This window comes from Streptomyces sp. B15 (assembly GCF_018070605.1).
In the GTDB taxonomy this organism is placed as follows: Bacteria; Actinomycetota; Actinomycetes; order Streptomycetales; family Streptomycetaceae; genus Streptomyces; species Streptomyces smyrnaeus.
The window spans coordinates 22822-41258 of record NZ_JAGPXJ010000054.1 but is presented as its reverse complement, the minus strand read 5'-3'; the positions used below and the strand labels follow the sequence as shown (position 1 = coordinate 41258).

At 71.4% G+C, this 18437-nt stretch carries 16 protein-coding genes; 7 read left to right on the top strand and 9 right to left on the bottom strand.

The window, feature by feature from the left end; all coding sequences use genetic code 11:
- The first annotated feature begins 239 nt into the window (after window positions 1-239).
- The 4 genes from KBY19_RS22960 (at window position 240) to KBY19_RS22945 (ending at window position 5260) form a co-directional block, all read left to right on the top strand.
- Complete coding sequence (locus KBY19_RS22960) at window positions 240-1568, top strand: extracellular solute-binding protein (protein WP_099877807.1); 1329 nt, start codon at window positions 240-242, stop codon at window positions 1566-1568.
- The gene (locus KBY19_RS22955) at window positions 1549-2541 is read left to right on the top strand and encodes a carbohydrate ABC transporter permease (protein ID WP_099877810.1); all 993 of its coding nucleotides are present in this window, start codon (window positions 1549-1551) and stop codon (window positions 2539-2541) included. Before KBY19_RS22960 ends, KBY19_RS22955 begins: the two co-directional genes overlap by 20 nt.
- Before the next feature lie 12 nt (window positions 2542-2553).
- On the top strand, window positions 2554-3507 hold the full coding sequence (locus tag KBY19_RS22950; RefSeq protein ID WP_180289547.1) for a carbohydrate ABC transporter permease: 954 nt from the start codon (window positions 2554-2556) through the stop codon (window positions 3505-3507).
- A gap of 310 nt (window positions 3508-3817) precedes the next feature.
- Window positions 3818-5260 carry a GH1 family beta-glucosidase gene (locus KBY19_RS22945; protein ID WP_185016140.1) on the top strand — a complete coding sequence of 481 codons (1443 nt, stop codon included), beginning with the start codon at window positions 3818-3820 and terminating at the stop codon, window positions 5258-5260.
- Between the two features lie 39 nt (window positions 5261-5299).
- On the opposite strand, the gene KBY19_RS22940 is transcribed toward KBY19_RS22945, so the two are convergent.
- Entirely contained in the window at window positions 5300-5836 is a 537-nt protein-coding gene (locus tag KBY19_RS22940; protein ID WP_307843588.1) for a DUF488 domain-containing protein, read from the bottom strand.
- 95 nt (window positions 5837-5931) lie between these two features.
- On the opposite strand from KBY19_RS22940, the gene KBY19_RS22935 reads away from it, so the two are divergent.
- Window positions 5932-6540, top strand: a complete 609-nt coding sequence (locus tag KBY19_RS22935) for a helix-turn-helix domain-containing protein (RefSeq protein ID WP_099877815.1) — start codon at window positions 5932-5934, stop codon at window positions 6538-6540.
- Window positions 6541-6634: 94 nt separating this feature from the next.
- Here the strand turns inward: KBY19_RS22935 and KBY19_RS37310 are convergent, their stop codons facing one another.
- Both KBY19_RS37310 and KBY19_RS22925 read right to left on the bottom strand, forming a co-directional pair.
- Complete coding sequence (locus KBY19_RS37310; protein WP_282107109.1) at window positions 6635-7111, bottom strand: hypothetical protein; 477 nt, start codon at window positions 7109-7111, stop codon at window positions 6635-6637.
- Window positions 7112-7183: 72 nt separating this feature from the next.
- Window positions 7184-8089, bottom strand: coding sequence for a phosphatidylinositol-specific phospholipase C (locus KBY19_RS22925; protein ID WP_099877818.1), 906 nt, complete (start codon window positions 8087-8089; stop codon window positions 7184-7186).
- Window positions 8090-8322: 233 nt separating this feature from the next.
- On the opposite strand from KBY19_RS22925, the gene KBY19_RS22920 reads away from it, so the two are divergent.
- Entirely contained in the window at window positions 8323-9924 is a 1602-nt protein-coding gene (locus tag KBY19_RS22920) for a DHA2 family efflux MFS transporter permease subunit (protein ID WP_099877821.1), read from the top strand.
- Here KBY19_RS22920 and KBY19_RS22915 read toward each other — a convergent pair.
- A complete protein-coding gene (locus KBY19_RS22915; protein ID WP_185016141.1) occupies window positions 9921-10400 on the bottom strand; it encodes a hypothetical protein in 480 nt (159 codons plus the stop codon). The two genes, KBY19_RS22920 and KBY19_RS22915, sit on opposite strands and share 4 nt — an antisense overlap.
- Before the next feature lie 346 nt (window positions 10401-10746).
- Here KBY19_RS22915 and KBY19_RS22910 point away from each other — a divergent pair, with 346 nt between their 5' ends.
- The gene (locus KBY19_RS22910; RefSeq protein WP_099877827.1) at window positions 10747-12675 is read left to right on the top strand and encodes a serine hydrolase; all 1929 of its coding nucleotides are present in this window, start codon (window positions 10747-10749) and stop codon (window positions 12673-12675) included.
- 48 nt (window positions 12676-12723) lie between these two features.
- On the opposite strand, the gene KBY19_RS22905 is transcribed toward KBY19_RS22910, so the two are convergent.
- The 5 genes from KBY19_RS22905 to KBY19_RS22885 form a co-directional block, all read right to left on the bottom strand.
- On the bottom strand, window positions 12724-13209 hold the full coding sequence (locus KBY19_RS22905; protein WP_099877830.1) for a hypothetical protein: 486 nt from the start codon (window positions 13207-13209) through the stop codon (window positions 12724-12726).
- A 72-nt stretch (window positions 13210-13281) separates the two neighbouring features.
- Window positions 13282-14469 (bottom strand): beta-1,3-glucanase family protein, encoded by a 1188-nt coding sequence (locus KBY19_RS22900; RefSeq protein WP_210966587.1) that lies wholly within the window; start codon window positions 14467-14469, stop codon window positions 13282-13284.
- Window positions 14466-14627, bottom strand: a complete 162-nt coding sequence (locus KBY19_RS22895) for a hypothetical protein (RefSeq protein WP_180289548.1) — start codon at window positions 14625-14627, stop codon at window positions 14466-14468. The genes KBY19_RS22900 and KBY19_RS22895 overlap by 4 nt, the downstream gene beginning before the upstream one ends.
- A 304-nt stretch (window positions 14628-14931) precedes the next feature.
- Complete coding sequence (locus KBY19_RS22890) at window positions 14932-17628, bottom strand: SpoIIE family protein phosphatase (protein WP_210966586.1); 2697 nt, start codon at window positions 17626-17628, stop codon at window positions 14932-14934.
- Window positions 17629-17797: 169 nt separating this feature from the next.
- Window positions 17798-18322: a MarR family transcriptional regulator gene (locus KBY19_RS22885; RefSeq protein WP_210956526.1), complete on the bottom strand. Its 525-nt coding sequence runs from the start codon at window positions 18320-18322 to the stop codon at window positions 17798-17800.
- Between the last annotated feature and the right edge of the window lie 115 nt (window positions 18323-18437).

Below are 18437 nucleotides of genomic sequence, written 5' to 3'. Positions count from 1 at the left end.
CCGCCCGGCCGGGCGGCTGCTTGCTGCCCTGGTGGGCGCAGTTGTCGGCGCGTCGATCTCGCGTGCCGGGCCCATTCAACTACATCCGGGCCGCCGCAGCTCCGGGAGCGCTCCCTCGCCATACGTCTTGACGGCGGGCGGTGACTCGCGCATGCTGCAACGCATCGATGGGAGCGCTCCCATTGCTTGCGCTTCGGGCGCTCCCTGCTTTTCGCGGGTCCGGGAGGGACGGCACAGCCATGCGTACGACCAGGAAGAGAACCACGCGGCACCCACTCCGCAGCCGGCCCGCCGCCTACGGCCTCGTGGCCGTACTGGGGGCGGGATTGCTGGCCGGGTGCGCCGAGGACGGCGGCGGCTCGGACAGCGGCGACGGAAAGACCACCATCTCGGTCGGGGTGTTCGGCGTCTTCGGCTACAAGCAGGCCGGCCTCTACGACGAGTACGAGAAGCTCCACCCAGGCATCCGGATCAAGGAGAACTCGACAGAGCGCAACGAGGACTACTACCCGGCCCTGCTCAACCACCTGACCGCCAACAGCGGACTGAGCGACATCCAGGCCGTCGAGGTCGACAACATCAACGAGGTCGCCGGCCTGCACTCGGACAAGCTGGTCGACATGTCCAAGGTCGACGGAGTGCGCAAGTCCGACTGGCTCGAGTGGAAGTGGAACCAGGCGAAGGCCGAGAACGGCCAGGTCGTCGGCCTCGGCACGGACATCGGCCCGATGGGCGTGTGCTACCGCAAGGACCTGTTCGAGAAGGCCGGGCTGCCCACCGACCGGGACGAGGTGGGCAAGCTGTGGGAGGGCGACTGGTCGAAGTACGTCGAGGCCGGTGAGAAGTACATGAAGTCGGCGCCCAAGGGCACCGCGTTCATGGACGGAGCGGCCGGTCTCTACAACGGAGCCGTCTCCAGCTACCCGGTCAAGTACTACAACGCCGCCGGCAAGCTGGTCTACAAGAAGAGCGAGGCCGTCCAGGAGTCCTGGGACCTGTCCATGCGGGCCATCAAGGGCGAGATGACCGGCAAGCTCAAGCAGTTCGACAAGGAGTGGGACCAGGCGTACGCCAACGGCGACTTCGCCAGCGTGGTCTGCCCGCCCTGGATGCTCGGCTACATCAAGGAGAAGGCCGGCGACAAGGGCGCCGGCAAGTGGGACGTGGCAGCGGCGCCGAAGCCCGCCAACTGGGGCGGCTCGTTCCTGACCGTCCCCAAGGGCGGCAAGAACGAGAAGGAAGCCGTCAAGCTCGCCAAGTGGCTCACCGCACCCGAGCAGCAGGCCAAGCTGTTCGAGAAGCAGGCCAGCTTCCCCAGCTCGAAGGCCGCGTACCCGCTGCCCGAGGTGAAGGACGCCAAGCACCCGTACTTCGACAACGCGCCCATCGGGAAGATCTTCTCCGCTGCGGCCGAGGGCATTCCCACCACCCCGCTCGGCCCGAAGGACCAGGTCATCAAGACGACCATCTCCGACATCGGCATCCTCCAGGTGGAACAGCAGGGCAAGAAGCCCGAGGAGGGCTGGAACGCCGCGGTGAAGAAGATCGATGACGTCGTCGAGGACTGAGCCACTCCCCGGCGTCCGGGCGGCCGGGCGTCCCGCTGCGGCGGACGGCGACCGCGAGCGCTCCCCTGAGCGCCGCGGCCGCCGCCGCCACCGGTGGGACGCCCGGTGGAGCCCCTACGCCTTCATCGCACCGTTCTTCGTCTTCTTCGCCGCCTTCGGGCTGTTCCCGCTGCTGTACACGGGCTGGGCCTCGCTCCACAAGGTGTCGTTGCACGACCCCACCCACATGGAGTGGGTCGGGATGCGCAACTTCTCCCGGCTGCTGGAGGACGACTTCTTCTGGAACGCGCTGCAGAACACCTTCACCATCGGCGTGATGTCCACCGTCCCGCAGCTGCTGATGGCCCTGGGACTGGCCCATCTGCTCAACTACAAGCTGCGCGGGTCGACGTTCTTCCGCGTCGCCATGCTCACCCCGTACGCCACCTCCGTCGCCGCGGCGACGCTGGTGTTCACGATGCTGTACGGCCGCGACTACGGCATGATCAACTGGGGTCTCGGACTGGTCGGCATCGACAACATCGACTGGGAGAACGGCACCTGGACGTCGCAGCTGGCCGTCTCGTCCATCGTCATCTGGCGGTGGACCGGTTACAACACGCTGATCTACCTCGCCGCCATGCAGGCCGTCCCCGACGATCTGTACGAGTCCGCGGCGCTGGACGGGGCCAACCGCTGGCAGCAGTTCCTGCACGTCACCATTCCCTCGCTGCGGCCGACGATCCTGTTCACCGTGGTCGTCTCCACCATCGGCGCCACCCAGCTCTTTGGTGAACCGCTGCTGTTCGGCGGCTCGCAGACCGGCGGCGGCTCGCACCAGTACCAGACGCTGGGGCTCTATCTGTATGAACAGGGCTGGTTCGACTTCCAGCTCGGCCGGGCCTCCGCCATCGCCTGGACGATGTTCCTGATCCTCATCGTGATCGGCCTGGTCAACTGGCTGATCGCCCGACGTCTCAACAAGACCCACTGAAGGGGGCGGGACATGCTGCCAACCACGGCCCAGCGCCGCACCCGTACGGCCGCCGGAGCAACTGACGGGCCGAGCACCGCCGCCACCGGCGGGAAGACCCCGGAGACGGGTCGCCGCAGGTCCCCCCGGAAGGCCGGAAGCGCCGGCCGGCACCTGCACGCGGGACGGATCACCTACGGCATTCTGCTGCTCTTCACGGCAGGATCGCTCTTCCCGTTGATCTGGACCGCCATCGCGGCCTCCCGGAACAACCAGCGGCTGGCCGAGACCCCGCCACCGTTCTGGTTCGGCGGAAACCTGTTCAGCAACATGACCACAGCGTGGCAGGACGCGAACATGGGCAAGGCGCTGCTGAACACCACGTTCGTGGCCGGCAGCATCGCGCTGAGCACCGTGCTGTTCGCGACGCTCGCCGGGTACGCCTTCGCCAAGCTGCGGTTCCGGGCGAAGAACCTGCTGCTGATGATGGTCATCGGCACGATGATGGTGCCGCCGCAGCTGAGTGTCGTACCGCTGTTCATGGCGATTGCCGAACTGGAGTGGACCAACCAGCTGCAGGCGGTGATCCTGCCGATGATGGTCAACGCGTTCGGCGTCTTCTTCATGCGGCAGTACCTGGTCAACGCGCTGCCGACCGAACTGATCGAGGCCGCGCGGGTGGACGGTGCGCACAGTCTGCGGATCGTGTGGCACGTCGTCTTCCCCGTCGCCCGGCCGGCGATGGCCGTGCTGGGGATGCTGACGTTCGTGCTGGCCTGGAACGAGTTCTTCTGGCCGATCATCGCGCTCACCCAGGACAACCCGACCGTCCAGGTCGCTCTGACCGGTCTCGGCCGCGGCTACATCCCCGACGAGTCCGTCATCATGGCGGGCGCCCTGCTGGGCACCCTGCCGCTGCTGCTCGCCTTCACCCTTTTCGGCAAGCAGATCGTCGGCGGAGTCATGCAGGGAGCCGTCAAGGGGTGACCACGACCCCGCACGGCCCCGGGGTCGTGGGACCCGGGCCCGTGTGGTCGGGAGCCGTGGGGGAGGCCGTGTGGGGCGGCTTCCCTCCGGCTCCCCCTCCTCCGTCCCCCGCCGCCGTCTTCCCGCCGTCCCCGCCGCCCGACTCCGTCCTCCCCGTTCCCTCCGTTCTTCCCTGTTTTCCCTGTTCTTCCCTGTTCTTCGCTGTTCTTCGCTGTTCTCGCTGGTCCCTCTTCTCCTCCCCCCCTCCCCGTTCCGCTGCACCACGACGAACCAGGGCACGGCTGTGCCCGCACACCTTGGGAGCGTTCCTATGACATCCGTGCAGGCTGACACCGCGGTGGACACCGCCGCCCCCCTCCGCTTCCCCACCGGCTTCCTGTGGGGTGCTTCCACCGCCGCCTACCAGATCGAGGGCGCGGTGGAGGAGGACGGTCGCACCCCGTCCATCTGGGACACCTTCTCCCACACCCCGGGCAAGGTGGCCGGTGGTGACACCGGAGATGTGGCCTGCGACCACTACCACCGCTACCGGGACGACGTGGCGCTGATGTCGGAACTGGGCCTGGGCGCCTACCGCTTCTCCGTCTCCTGGTCCCGCGTCCAGCCCACCGGGCGCGGACCGGCCGCCCAGCGCGGCCTCGACTTCTACCGCGCGCTGACCGACGAACTCCTCACCGCGGGCATCACCCCGGTCCTCACCCTCTACCACTGGGACCTCCCCCAGGAGCTGGAGGAGGCCGGAGGCTGGCCGGCGCGGGAGACCGCCTACCGCTTCGCGGAGTACGCAGGGATCGTCGCCGAAGCGCTCGGCGACCGCGTCGAGCTGTGGACGACCCTGAACGAGCCGTGGTGCAGCGCCTTCCTCGGCTACGGCTCCGGCGTGCACGCGCCCGGCCGCACCGACCCCGTCGCCGCCCTGCGCGCGGCACACCACCTCAACCTCGGCCACGGTCTGGCCGTACAGGTGCTGCGTGCGGCGCTCCCGGACCGGGCGCGTCTGAGCGTCAGCCTCAACCCGGCCGCCGTACGGCCCCGTACCGAGAGCCCTGCCGACCAGGACGCGGCTCGCCGTATCGACGCACTGGCCACCCGTGTCTTCACCGGGCCCATGCTGCACGGCAGGTACGACGAGGACCTGCTGACCGACACGGCCCACCTCACCGACTGGTCCTTCGTCCGGGACGGCGACCCGGCCCTCGCCCACCAGCCGCTCGACGGGGTCTGCCTGAACTACTACACCCCGACCGTCGTCTCCGCCGCGCCGGAGGGCACCGTGCCCGAGCGCAACGACGGACACGGTGGCGGCGCCCACTCACCCTGGCCGGGTGCGGACCGTGTCGCCTTCCACCAGCCGCCCGGCAACCGCACAGCCATGGGCTGGAGCATCGACCCCAGCGGCTTGACCGAACTCCTCCTGCGCTTCCACCGCGAGGCACCCGGAACCTCTCTCTACGTGACCGAGAACGGCGCCTCCTACCCCGACGTGCCGGACGCCGACGGCCGGTTCCACGACCCGGAGCGCATCGCGTACGTCCACCGCCATCTGCAGGCCGTGCACCAGGCGATCCGGGAAGGCGCCGATGTGCGGGGCTACTTCATGTGGTCGCTGCTGGACAACTTCGAGTGGGCGTGGGGCTACGACAAGCGCTTCGGCCTGGTGCACGTCGACTACGAGACCCAGCGGCGCACCCCGAAGTCCAGCGCTTCCTGGTACTCGCGGATCGCCCGCTCGGGGGAGCTGCCGGCGGAGTGACCCCCGGCGGTGTGCGCGCCCGGGAGCGGGGCCGCCGTGTCACTCGCCGTCGTAGACCAGCAGCCCGTCCTTGCGCAGCCGCGCCCCGGGAGTGGGCGGGTGCTCGGTGAGGCGGCCGTCGTGGGCGAGGTGCAGCACGGGCCGCCCGCGGGCCAGTAGCGCGAAGTCGGCGATGATCCGGCGGTGGCAGCGCCACCACACCGACTCACCGCACAGCACAGCCGTACGGGTGCCTTCGGCGTCGCGCAGCAGCTCGTCCATGGCGGCGAGGAAGTCAGGGCTGCGGGTGTGTCCGGCATAGCCCCGGAAGGAAGCGTTGCGCCAGAAGGTGTCGGGCGAGTCCGGCGCGGCCCGGCGGAAGCCGCCGAGCCGCTGCTCCCAGCGGTAGTCGACGCCCTCGGCGGGCAGCCACTCGCGCAGCGCTTCGCGGTGCACGTCGGGGTTGCGTCGGCTGCCGGGCGCTGTCCGTACGTCCACGACGGACCCGACCTCGGCCCCGTGCAGCAGACAGGCGAGTTCCCGCCGGCCTGCTGTGCCGTGGCCGAGGGTCAGCAGCGGCTGGGCGCTCTGCTCCACCCGCCCAGGATGGCACCGGCCCGACGACATCGGCGTGACCCTTGCCGTCGCGGTCGCGGCGGCAATTTTCGTTGCCGGGCTGGCAAACTGGTGGCATGGACGACGACCTTGACCAAGCCCTCGACGCAGTCGGACCCCGGCTCCGCGCGCTGCGGCGGCAGCGCGACACCACGCTGGTCGAGCTGTCGGCGACGACCGGCATCTCGGTGAGCACGCTCTCCCGGCTGGAGTCGGGCACCCGCCGCCCGACCCTGGAACTCCTGCTCCCGCTGGCCAAGGCCCACGGTGTCACGCTCGACGAGCTCGTCGACGCACCACCCACCGGGGACCCCCGCATCCATCTGCGCCCGGTCACGGCACACGGCATGACCATGCTGCCCCTCACCCGCCGGGCCGGCGGCATCCAGGCCTACAAGCTCGTCATCCCGCCCAGCACCGCCCGGCAGGAACCAGAGCTGCAGACCCACGACGGCTACGACTGGGTCTACGTCCTCAACGGGCGGCTGCGGCTCGTCCTGGGCGAACACGATCTGGAGCTCGCGCCAGGCGAAGCGGCCGAATTCGACACCCGGGTACCGCACTGGTTCGGCGCCGCAGCCGCCGAGCCCGTCGAAATCCTCAGCCTCTTCGGCAGACAGGGCGAACGCACCCACCTCCGCGCCCGCCCCAGCACGGCTCGCTCGGACGAAAGCGCCACCCCCTGACACCGCGTACGCCCCACACCGGTCGCCGCTGCCCGTTCTGGCGGCGGCGACCGCGCCCGAACCGGCGGGCACGGCGGTGCAGAGCCCGCGACCGTCACTGGGCGGCCGACCGTCCCCGAGGGGTGCTGTGGTGCTCGGTACGGTCGGGCGGCCGCGTGGTCCGCGCAGCGCGCTGCCGACCCGCCGGGCTCGCAGGGGCGTTCGCCCGGTCCGCCCCGATCGGCAGCGACCGCCCTCCGAGCAGTACCGCGCAGGCCGCGACGGCCAGCAGTCCGCCGGCCAGGAAGGTGGCCCGCACGTCGGCGAGGTGCAGGACCAGTCCGCCGCGCGCGGCACCCGCCGCGATCCCGGCGTTGTAGGCACCGGAATTCGCCGCGAGCGCGATGTCCGTGCGGCCCAGCCAGGTTCCGGCGGGGACACCGAGCACGAGGGCGATGAGTACCCCACCGCCGACGGCGGTGGCGAACTGGGTGAAGACGACGACCCCGAGGGGAAGCGACGCGGGGGCCGCGAGCCAGTCGCGGGAACTCTTCGCGCGTCTGCCGAAGTACATCGACAGCAGGGCGCTCAACGCGATGATCAGCAGACTGGCGAGGGCGATGGCGGTGATCTGGCCGGTCGACGGCGTACGGCCTTGGGGAACTCAGCTCGTCGGGTTGTGGGCGAGGACGGCCTCGAGAAGGCCCGGCTCGCCCTGGGGGAAGTCCATCGGAACGATGCCGAGCCCCGTCCGCCCGGCCATCTCGGACCCGTTGAGGAAGTCCCGTACCTGCGGATTGAGCCGGTCCGCGTTCCAGACGGGCGGCAGCCCGGCGGCCGTGCTCACGAAGTTGACGTAGAACGGGCCGGGGTGCGCCGCCGCCTCGCGGAACTGTTCGGTGATCTTGGGGAACTTGGCGAACGGCTCGGCCTGGTAGTCGTCCTGGACGTCGAAGAGTGCGGTGTCCGCCCAACGCACGCCGGGCAGCCCGCCGTTGTCGGCCAGCAGCACGACCTTGCCGCGCGCCTCACCCAGCGTGGGCAGTGTTTCCTGGAGCCGGAAGAGGGAGCGCCAGCCCTTCTGGTCCAGATACACATCGAAGATCGCGCGGAACTCCTCGTCGCTGACCGTCGAGTACTCCTGCTTCACCCGCATCACCACCGTCTCGCCCGGGTGGGCGGCGAGGAAGTCACGGCAGGCGATCAGCACATCGCCGAACATCAGTTCCTGGAAGAAGGCGCCGTGGTGGATGGCGAACACACCGTCGATGGCCCGGCAGCGGACGTCCAGGAACCGGATCCCGGCGGCCAACTGGTCGGCGATCGACGTGTCCTGGCACTCCACCCAGGCCCCGCCGAACCGTGCCCCCGAGTCGTGGCTGCCCGGGATCGTCAGCGCGCGCAGCGCGGTCGACGCCGCCAGCGGCGCCATCCAGTCCTGCGGGGCGACCCGGTCCCGGGCGCGGGTGCGCACCCCGCCCTGCGCGGCGGCAGCGCCGCCACCCGCGTACGCCAGCACCCCGGCGGCCGGCAGTACCGCCGCACCTCTCAGGAAACCCCGCCTGTCCATCTTTCGAACTCCCCCCGCACTCCGGCGCCGATGTCCGCCGACATCATGGTTCACCACGTGACGCGGGGGAAGAGTGCGCCGGGAGTGGAGACCGTTCGACGGCATCCCTGTGACCGGGCCACGACATTCCTCCCGCCGGGGCGCCTGACCGGACGCCGCCGCGTACGGCCGTACGATCGGCGGGACGGCAGACGGTGCGGGAGGCGGCAGAGGGCGGGGAGCGGAGAGCAACCATGAACGCGCAGCAGGGCACGGCATCCGACGCCGGTTCCGTCAGCTTCCGGTCCACCACCGGACGCTGGGTCCTCATGGCGACCGTCCTGGGCTCGGCCATGGGCTTCCTCGACGCGACCGTCGTCAATGTCGCACTGCCCGCGATCGGGCGGGACATCGGCGCCGAGGTGTCGGAACTGCAGTGGGTGCTCGACAGCTATCTGCTCACCCTCGCCGCGCTCATCCTGCTCGGCGGCTCCCTCGCCGACCGCTACGGGCGCAGGCGGATCTTCACACTCGGGGTCGTCTGCTTCATGATTCCGTCCGTGCTGTGCGCGGTGGCGCCCACCGCCGGGATCCTCATCGTCGCCAGAGCGCTGCAGGGCGTCGGTGCCGCGCTGCTCACTCCGGGAAGCCTGGCCATCATTCAGGCGACCTACCGGTCGGCGGACCGGCCCTCGGCCATCGGCGCCTGGTCGGCACTCACCGGGGTCGCCTCGGCGCTGGGACCGATCGTCGGCGGCTACCTCATCGACGCCCTCTCCTGGCGGTGGATCTTCCTCCTGAACGTTCCGATCGGGCTGTTCGTCATCGCGACCACCGCCCGCCGGGTCCCCGAGAGCCGCGATCCGGCCGCCACCGGGCGGCTGGACGTAGGCGGCGCGGTGCTGGCCACGGCAGGGCTGGCAGGAACCACCTACGCCCTGATCGAGGGGCCGCGCGGCGAGTCGCCCGGCTGGCTGACGGCGACCGCGCTCGTCCTCGGCCTCGTCGCACTGGCCGGCTTCGCCCGGACCGAGCGCCGCTCGGCCGACCCGATGCTGCCCCCCGGCGTGTTCACCGCGCGCCAGTTCCTCAGCGCGAACGCCGTCACCTTCGTGGTGTACGCCGCCCTGGGCGGGGTCTTCTTCCTGCTCGTCGTCTTCCTGCAGACCTCTTTGGGGTACAGCCCGCTCAACGCCGGTGCGGCCTCGCTGCCGGTGACGCTGCTGATGCTGGCACTCTCCTCGCGGGCCGGGGCACTCGCCCAGCGCATCGGGCCGCGCGTTCCGCTGACGGTCGGACCGCTGCTGCTGGCCGCGGGCATGCTGCTGATGCTCCGCATCCAGGTGGGCGAGGGCAGCGTGGGTGCCTACGCCTCCTCGGTGCTGCCCGCCGTCCTCGTCTTCGGACTGGGCCTGGCCACCACGGTCGCGCCCGTCACCGCCACGGCCCTGGCGGCGGCCCCCGCCGAACACTCCGGGGTGGCCTCCGGCGTCAACAACGCCGTCTCCCGGGTCGCCCAGCTCGCGGCCGTCGCCGCGCTTCCCGTACTCGCCGGGATCAGCGGCGGCGACTTCCAGGACCCACGCGCCTTCGCGGACGGTTTCCGTACCGCCATGCTCATCACGGCGGCGCTCGCGGTACTCGGCGCGCTCCTCGCCTTCACGACGATCCGCAGCGACGTACTGGCACCCGCGGCCCCGGCACCCGCGCGGGAACGGGCCACCGAGGAGCAGCGGCCCGCACCGGCGGCGGAACCGTGCCCGTACGAATGCCCGGTGGCAGGCACTCCGCTGCGCCCCGCGCCGCCCTCGACCCCGCCGACCGACTCGGCGTCACCGGACTCGCGGTCGAGCTAGCCGGCGTCCCGGAGGATCGGGCGCGTCGTCCGGCCCATGCCGTGCGGGCACGTCCAGCTGGGGACACCGTTCACTTCTGCGGCGACGGCGGGGTGGTCGTGGCCAGGGCACGGGGGCCGGGGGATGCCGCCGGACTCCTCCAGCACCGCCTCCTGGAGCCGGTCGGCCAGCAGCACCACCGCGTCGGTCCCGCTCGTCCCCGCTGCGAACTCCACCGAGACCGCCGAGCCGTCGGCGAACGTCAGCGTGGCCGCGATGTCCGCCGGCCCGGAGGCTGGCGAAGCGGCCTCGGCCTCCGTGTCCGTGAGGGCGCCGCCCTCCTCGTCCCACACCGACTCCATGGCGGTCTCGGAGGCCGACGCGGCGCCCGTCGTTCCGGCCTCCAGTCGCTCGGTGACGGTCAACGCGGCGTCCGGCGGCGCCCCCACCTGCCCGAGGATCGCCTCCGCCCACCGGCGGACGAGGTCGCTGGTCATCTGACGTCCGCTCATCATCGCTTCCGCGCCCCGAAGTCGCCGGCCCGGAGCACACCCCGTCGGCAGACGGGCACTCCGCCCGCACCGCTTCCCGTTACCGCCTCGCTGCCCGGCATGTTCGTCGCACCTCGGTGAACCTCGTGGGACAGGGTCAGCTCCCAGCCTCCCATGGGCGTGCCCTGTGCACGCTGTCCGACCCGAGCGGTACTTCCAGGTGGCCGACCGCCGGTGGCCGTGGCCCGCCGTCACACGCGGGGTGTCCGGCGATGCGGGGCGGCGCGGTACGGCGCGCGTAAGTTCGTCGTCGCGGGACCGTCTCGGACGCTGCGAGGTCGATGGGGGCTGCATGCGGGTTTCTGCCTACGTCATCCTGCCGGCGGGTGTACTCGCCGTACTCGCGGGTCTGCTCGGGCCCGTGCCGTCGTCGCCCGCGAGCGACGGCACGGACTCGGGGCCGATGACCGGGCCGGGGATCGTCCGGGGTTTCGACCGGCCCGCACGGGGCTTCGCGCCCGCAGACACCGTGCTGCGGCGCGCCACCCCCGCGGCGGAGGGGCTGGACCCGGCCCCCATCGACGCGTTCGTGGGCCTGCTCGATGACTGGACCGACCCGGCGCGCGGTGCCGACCATCTCTTTCCCGGCGCCACCGCGCTGCTGGCGCACGAGGGCGCTGTCGTCACCCGGCACGCGACCGGTGACGCGGTGCGCTACGCACGCCCGGGGCGCCTGTTGCCACCGGGCCGGCGAGTACCGGCCCGTACCGACACCATCTACGATCTGGCGTCGCTCTCGAAGCTGTTCACCTCCATCGTGGCCGTACAGCAGATCGAAGCCGGGCGGCTGCGGCTCGACGCGCCGGCCGCCCGCTATCTGCCCGCGTTCGCCGCACATGGGAAAGGCGGCATCACCATCGAACAGCTGCTCACCCACACCTCCGGCCTGCCCGCGGACCCCCGACCGCCGCTGTGGCAGGTGTCCGGCGGCCTGCCGGCGCGGAAGCAGGCGATTCTGGCGACCCGGCCGTCCGCGCGGCCCGGCGCCCGGTACCGCTACTCGGACCTCAACATGCTCTCGCTGCAGCTGGTCGTCGAGAAGGTGACGGGACAGCGGCTGGACGCCCTCGTACGGGAGGGCATCACCGAGCCGCTGCGGATGCGCGACACCGCCTACCGTCCGCCCGCCGCCTGGCGGCCCCGCATCGCCGCCACCTCCTACAGCGTTCGGCCGGATCGCGGGCTGGTGCGCGGGACGGTGCACGACGACAACGCCTGGGCGATGGGCGGCGTCGCGGGGCACGCCGGAGTCTTCTCCACCGTGGACGATCTGGCGGTGCTCGCCCAAGCCCTGCTCAACGGCGGTACCTATCGGGGCCGAAGGATCCTCGGCCCACGCGCCGTGGAACTGCTCGCGCACAACTACACGGAGCACTTCCCCGGTGACGAGCACGGCCTCGGGTTCGAGCTCGACCAGGCGTGGTACATGGGTGGGCTGTCCTCCCCGCGGACGCTCGGGCACACCGGTTTCACCGGTACCTCGCTCGTGATCGACCTCCAGTCGCGCTCGTTCGCGATCCTGCTGACCAACAGGGTGCACCCGGAGAACGAGACGCCCTCGATCAACCCGGCGCGGCGCGCCCTCGCCCAGGCGCTGGCCCGGTCGATCCCGGTGCGGGCGCCCGGCGGCGGGCGCTCGTGGTTCGACGGGCCGACGGTCGGCCCGTCTCCCGGCGAACGGGATCCCGACCAAGCGGAGGTCGGCGGGGACGACAGCACGCTGACGTCCGGGCGGCTGAGGACCACCGTGCCGGGCCGCACCGCCGGACAGCTGTTGGAAGGCGGCCCGCTGCACGTGAGCTACGACGCGTTCGTGGACGCCGACGACACCGACCGGTTCGTGCTGGAACGCAGCACGGACGGCGGTCGCACCTGGCAGGAGGTGCCGGGAACCGCGCGGTCGGGACATCACGGGCGCAGCTGGGAGCGGGTGCACGCTCAGTTGCCCGGCGGCCCGTACCCGGAAGGTCTGCGACTGCGCTGGCGGTACACGGCCACCGCGCTCGCCGGCGGCCGTGGTGTGAATCTGTCCGGGGTGCTGGTGACGCGCGGAACGCGGGTGCTGCTCAACAGCGACTGTCCGGGCACTCCACTGACCGCGCACGGCTGGCACCCGCTGCCCCCGCCCTGGCCGCTGGCGCGCGCCGCCGGACTACCCTCGGGGGGCACGGCCTTCGGCTGCCCGCCCGGCACCGGGCCGCGTCCGGGTCCGGTGCACTGACCGACCGGGGTGCGCCGCGCCCGCCCCGGCCGCTCCCCCGCCGCGGGCTCAGCGCCTTCGGGCACCGCGCCCGACGGGGCCCGCCATCTCGTAGGTGGCCGCCGTGACCGCGCCGTACACCAGATGGGGCACCAGGTCCGCCAGCCAGTCGGCCGGGCGCCAGGTACGCGGGTCGGAGACCTTCAGCAGTGCCGCGGGTACATCGGAGCCCGCCATCGCGGCCAGGCCCGTGACCGCTGCCGCCAGCGGGAGCGCCGGGCGCCACGGGAGTGCGCGGGCCGCTCCGTACAGCGCGCCGACACCGACGCCGGTGAGGATGCCGAGCAGCGCGCCGGAGGCCGAGGCGCGGTTCTCCCGCGCCTCGGCCTCGCCCGCTACGGGCACCTGCGTGCGCTCGCTGAGCCGGTCGACGACGGTCTTGGGCACGGAGCTTCCGCCGCGGCCCCGTACCACCATGTCGAGGTACGTGGCGGCGTTGAGCGCGGTCGTACCGGCCGCCCCGGCGACAGCCCCTGTCACTGCTCGGCGCATCATGGACCTGCCGTTCCCGGGGCGACCGCGTGCCGAAACCTGCTCAGCGCCTCTTGCGGAACGTCACGGTGGCCTTCACTCGAAGGGCGTCATCGTCAACGTCAGCTCGCTCGCGGCGCCGTCCTCGATGTACGAGGCGAAACCGGCCACGTCGTCGAAGGCGAAGCCGTAGGCCTTGCCGTCCTCGGTGGCCGCGTGCATGGCCTTGGCGTAGTGGTGCGTGATGTCGCCCTGGTAGAACGTCGCCGGGTCGGTGGTGGGCTGGTCGGCCGCGGACAGCAGGGTGGTGCGGTTGAAGGCGGCACCGAGGATGGCGGCCACGGGGCCGGTCGTCCCGTCGTTGGGTGCCGCGAGGGCACCGTCGCAGAAGAGGACGTCCTTCGTGCTGGGCTTGGCGAAGGAGACCTCGGCCGGGCCCGTGAAGGCCAGCCTGCCGCCGCTGACGCGGCCGGTGAAGGTACCCGCGTTGGTGGTGACCTTCAGGTCCTTGCTCCCGTAGGCGTCCCACACCTGGTCGATGTACGAGGCGAAGTAGTCCTCGGCGAACAGGCCGGAGCCCATGCCGTGGCCCGGGGCTATGACGCGCTTGTCGTCGATGACGAGCTTCGAGAACGCCTCGACGGAGCGGACCGAGTCGAAGACCTTGGCGCGGGCGCCGGGCTTGAGAGTGCCGGTGGTCTGGTCCTTGGCGCCCTTGAGCCCGATGGACAGCGGCACGCTGAACATGTCGACCATGGTGGTGTTGCAGTACATCGCGCCGCCCTTGTACGTGAATTCCGCACAGTCGTGCACGATCGGGTAGTTCGGGTCCGACTCGACCCACGCCGCCGGGTAGGCCAGGGCCGCTCCGGTATCGGCCTCGACGGCCTTGAACTTCAGTTTCTCGCCGCAGGCGACGTAGATGCGGCCGGACATCTCCGGGAGCGTGATGGTGGTCTCGGTGCCCGTCACGGGGATGGCGTAGTCCGTGTAGCCGTCCGGCCCGTTGTCGGACAGCTGAACGGGCCTCAACTCGCCTTCCGGGGTGACATGGCACTGGTTCTTGCCGTCGTTGCCGACGATGTACACATGGACCGACGCGCTGTCGTAGGCGCCGGAGTTGTTGACGATCTTCACCGGAAGACCGGCGGCGTTCGATCCGGTGGCCTGCGACCGGAAGAGGTTGCCCGCGCTCGCCTGGTGGGTGACGAGCCCGGCAGCGGGGACGGCGACGGCGGCGGCTGCGGCTCCGCGGAACAGGGCGCGGCGGCTGACGGGGCTCATTGGACAGGACCTCCGGAGACGGCGGAGACGGGCAGGTCGACATCGTTGTCGGCATCGGCAGCTATCAGCAGGCGGCCGCCGTAAGGGGAAGTGACGGCCTCGGCCGCCGGCGTACGCGGCGCGAAGGGTTTTCGCGCAGGCGTGGTCAACGCAGTCATGACATGCGCTCCTCTTGAAGTGGGGGGTGGGTGAGCGCTCTCACGTCACGGCAGCACGGTGCCGAAGGTATGGACCTTCGTCAAGTGCTTCTCGGGAACCGGCTGGTTGCCGAGCAGCGCACAGCACTCCCCTCCCCCTGGCGGGAACTGACGGCGTAACAGGTCACCGGCTGGATTGCCGGGCCAGGGGTTGATACGGGAGAAGCCGGTCACCGGTTTACCGCGAGACGGACTCCGGCCGCTCCTTCCGGCGGATCGGCAGTGGCCGGCTGCGGGAGCGTCGCGATCGCGAACGGTGGCGGTGTCACACCAGCGGCGGTTCGACCTGATCCGCGGTCAGCGGCAGCTCGGCCCAGATGGTCTTGCCCTCCGAGGTGTAGCGGGCGCCCCAGTGCTGGGCGAGCTGGGCGATCAGGAAGAGACCGCGGCCTCCCTCGTCCACCGTGGTGGCCCGGCGCAGATGCGGGGCGGTGCTGCTGCGGTCGGACACTTCGCAGGTCACATAGCGGTCGCACAGCAGCCGAACGGTGATCGGCGGAGCGCCGTAGCGGATGGCGTTGGTGATGAGTTCGCTGAGGATGAGCTCCGCGGTGAAGGCGGTCTCCTCCAGACCCCACTCGGTCAGCTGGGACATGCAGGCGGCGCGGACCGGGGCGACGGCTTCGGGGTCGCTGGGTACCTCCCACTGGGCGATCCGGGAGGGCGGCAGCAGGCGGGTCTCGGCGACGAGCAGTGCGATGTCGTCCCGGTCCTCGGCGGTGCGGTCGGGCAGCAGGGCCTCCAGCACTGCGGCGCACGTCGCTTCGGGGCCGTGCTCGACCCGGGTGAGGGCCGTCTGCAGCATGTCCAGCCGGTTGTCGAGGTCACGGCTGCGGACCTGGACCAGGCCATTGGTGTAGAGCACCAGACGGCTGCCCTCCGGCAGGGTCACGGTGCAGGTCTCGAACGGGGAGGTGCCCAGGCCGAGGGGCAGATTCTCCGGGGCGTCCAGGATGGTGGTGCTGCCGTCGGGCCTCGCCAGCGCGGGCGGCGGGTGACCGGCCCTGGCCAGCTGGCACTGTCCGGACGTGGGGTCGTAGATGGCGTACAGCACGGTCGCGCCGGTGACCGTCTCGGTCTCCGGCCCGAGGGTGGGGTCCTGGTCGATACGGGCGACCAGCTCGTCCAGGTGCGCGAGCAGTTCGTCCGGCGGCAGGTCCAGGGAGGAGAAGTTGTGCACCGCGGTCCGCAGCCGCCCCATGGTGGCGGCCGCGTGCAGTCCGTGGCCGACCACGTCCCCGACCACCAGCGCCACGCGGGCGCCCGGCAGCGGGATGACGTCGAACCAGTCACCGCCGACCCCGGCCTGTGCGGGCAGATAGCGGTAGGCGGCGCCGACCGCGTTCTGTTCGGGCAGACCGCCCGGCAGCAGGCTGCGCTGGAGCGTGACGGCGAGACCGTGTTCGCGCGCGTAGCGGCGGGCGTTGTCGACGCACACCGCGGTGCGGGTGACCAGTTCCTCGGCCGAGGAGACATCCTCCGGCTGAAAGGGCCGCTGGTCCCGGCGCCAGAAGCTGGCCAGCCCGAACACGGTGCCCCGGGCCCGCATCGGCACGGTGATCAACGAGTGGAAACCCGCGTCGAGGACGCGTTCGGCCCGCTCGGGGTCGACGCCGCGCCACTCGGTCGCGGCGGCCAGATCGGGCTCGAAGACGGCCCGGACCTGCTTCCCGCCTGCGTGGTCGGCCGCCACCGGCGGAGTCGCGGGCCTGCTGCCCACCGGCTGCAGCGGATGCGCGTCGCCGACGGCGGAGCGCAGCGCGACACGGCGCACGGCGGCGGTCGCGGGGTCGGGCAGCGGCTCCTCCCCGCTGATCACCGGATCGAGCAGGTCGACGGTGACCACGTCGGCGAACGGCGGGACGGCGACCTCGGCCAGCTCCTCGGCGGTGCGCACCACATCGAGCGTCGTACCGATGCGCAGACCCGCCGTGTACAGCAGTTGCAGGCGCTGCGCCGCGATCCGGGCCTGCCCGGCCACCTCCCGCAGCTCGGTGGTGTCCCGCAGGGTGGCGACACTGCCGGTGGATTCGCCGTCCCTCTTGGTGGTGCGCTGGTTGACCGCCAGCATCCGGTCGCCGACCATATGCACCTCGTCGCTGGCGGGGCGGCCGGAGGACAGCAGTTCCCCGACGCTCGACTCCAGCCGCAGGTCGTCCACGTGCTGCCCCTGGGCCCGGTCCGGCAGCCCCAGGAGGCGGTGTGCTTCGTCGTTCGCGAGCACCAGCCGTCGCTCGCCGTCGAGTACCAGCACTCCTTCGCGGACCGCGTGCAGGACCGCGTCATGGTGCTCGTACATCCGGGTCACCTCCGCCGGGCCCAGCCCGCGGGTCTGCCGGTTCAGCCGTCTGCTCACCAGGCCCGCGCCCGCCGTGGCCAGGAGCAGCGCGCCTGCGGCACCGACCGCCAGCCACGGCAGCTCCCGGTTGAGCCGCGCGGAGACGGTCGTGAGGTCGACCCCCGCCGTGACCAGCCCGACCATCGTGCCATCCGCGTCGCGTACGGGAGCCACGGCGCGTACCGAGTCCTTGGGCTCGCCCTCGAACTGCTCGGTGTAGGCCTCGCCGGCCAGCGCGCGGTCGAAGTCGCCGGTGGCGCGTTCGCCGATGAGTCCGGGGATCGGGTCGCTGAGCCGGATGCCTTTCCTGTTCAGTACGGCGACGAAGTCGATCCCGCACTGGCGGGTCGCCCGCACGCTCGTCGGCTGCAGCCTCCGGGACGGCCGGGAGGACTGCAGGGCCGCCGCCGTCGAGGGTGCCGCAGCCAGCGTGCGGGCGCACGCCATCGAACGCTCCCGAGCGTTGCGGACGTCAGCGGCGCGCGCCTGCCAGGCCAGTACCACGGCTGCCGCGACCACCAGCAGCAGCACGATCGTCAGCTGCAGTAGGAAAACCTGCCCGGCAACACTCCTGACCGCGAACCGCCGACCTCGCTCCCCCGTCCCGCGACGCTTAAGAGTCATGCAGCATGGTTTACCGTTCTTTGCCCTGAATTACCCGGATGCGCAATCCGCAGATGTCTGCGCGCCAGCGCCCGACGCGGCACCGCGGGGCGGAGATGGATCGCCCCTCGTCCGGCGCCGGACCACCGGTCGTACCCGGACCCGGTGGCGGCAGGGGCCGGACAGCAGGTCAGGCGGAGCGGTCGTCGACGTCCTTCAGCGCGCTCAGCCGGTGGGCGGGCGCCGTGCCCTCGGCCGCGTCACGGAAGGCCTTGAGTCCCTCGTAGAGCACGTTGCGCGCTCTCGGCGGCATCGCGGCCAGGGTCGTGGTCAGGGCTTCCTCGCGGCGAAGGCGTAGATCGCTGAGATACTTCCTGCCCTGGTGCGTCAGATGCAGCTCCAGCTCGCGGCGACTGACCTGGCTGGGCAGCCGCTCCAGGAAACCCAGCGCCTGGAGGCGGTCGCACAACCGGCTCACCGAGGAGGGGGCCGAGCCCAGCATCTCCCCCAGGGTGCGCAGGTTCATGCCCTCGTCACGGTCGAGGCAGTAGAGAACCCGCAACTGCGAAGCGGAGACGGGCGAGGAGGAGACCGCGTCGCGGCCGTGCTCCCACAGCACTTCGAGCAGTTCGATGACTTCACCGGCCGTGCCGGCCGCCTCGTTCGCCCCACGGCGCCGCGCCTGGCCCCGGCCCTGGGGATTCTCGCCCGTCACTGCACCGCTCCGAACCGACGCAACCGGTCGATGGCGGGGGTCGACGTCACGTTTCACTCCACAAGTTCGGCAGTCTTGCCGCCCGGTTCCGCGAGGCTCCCTCGCCGCTGTCAAG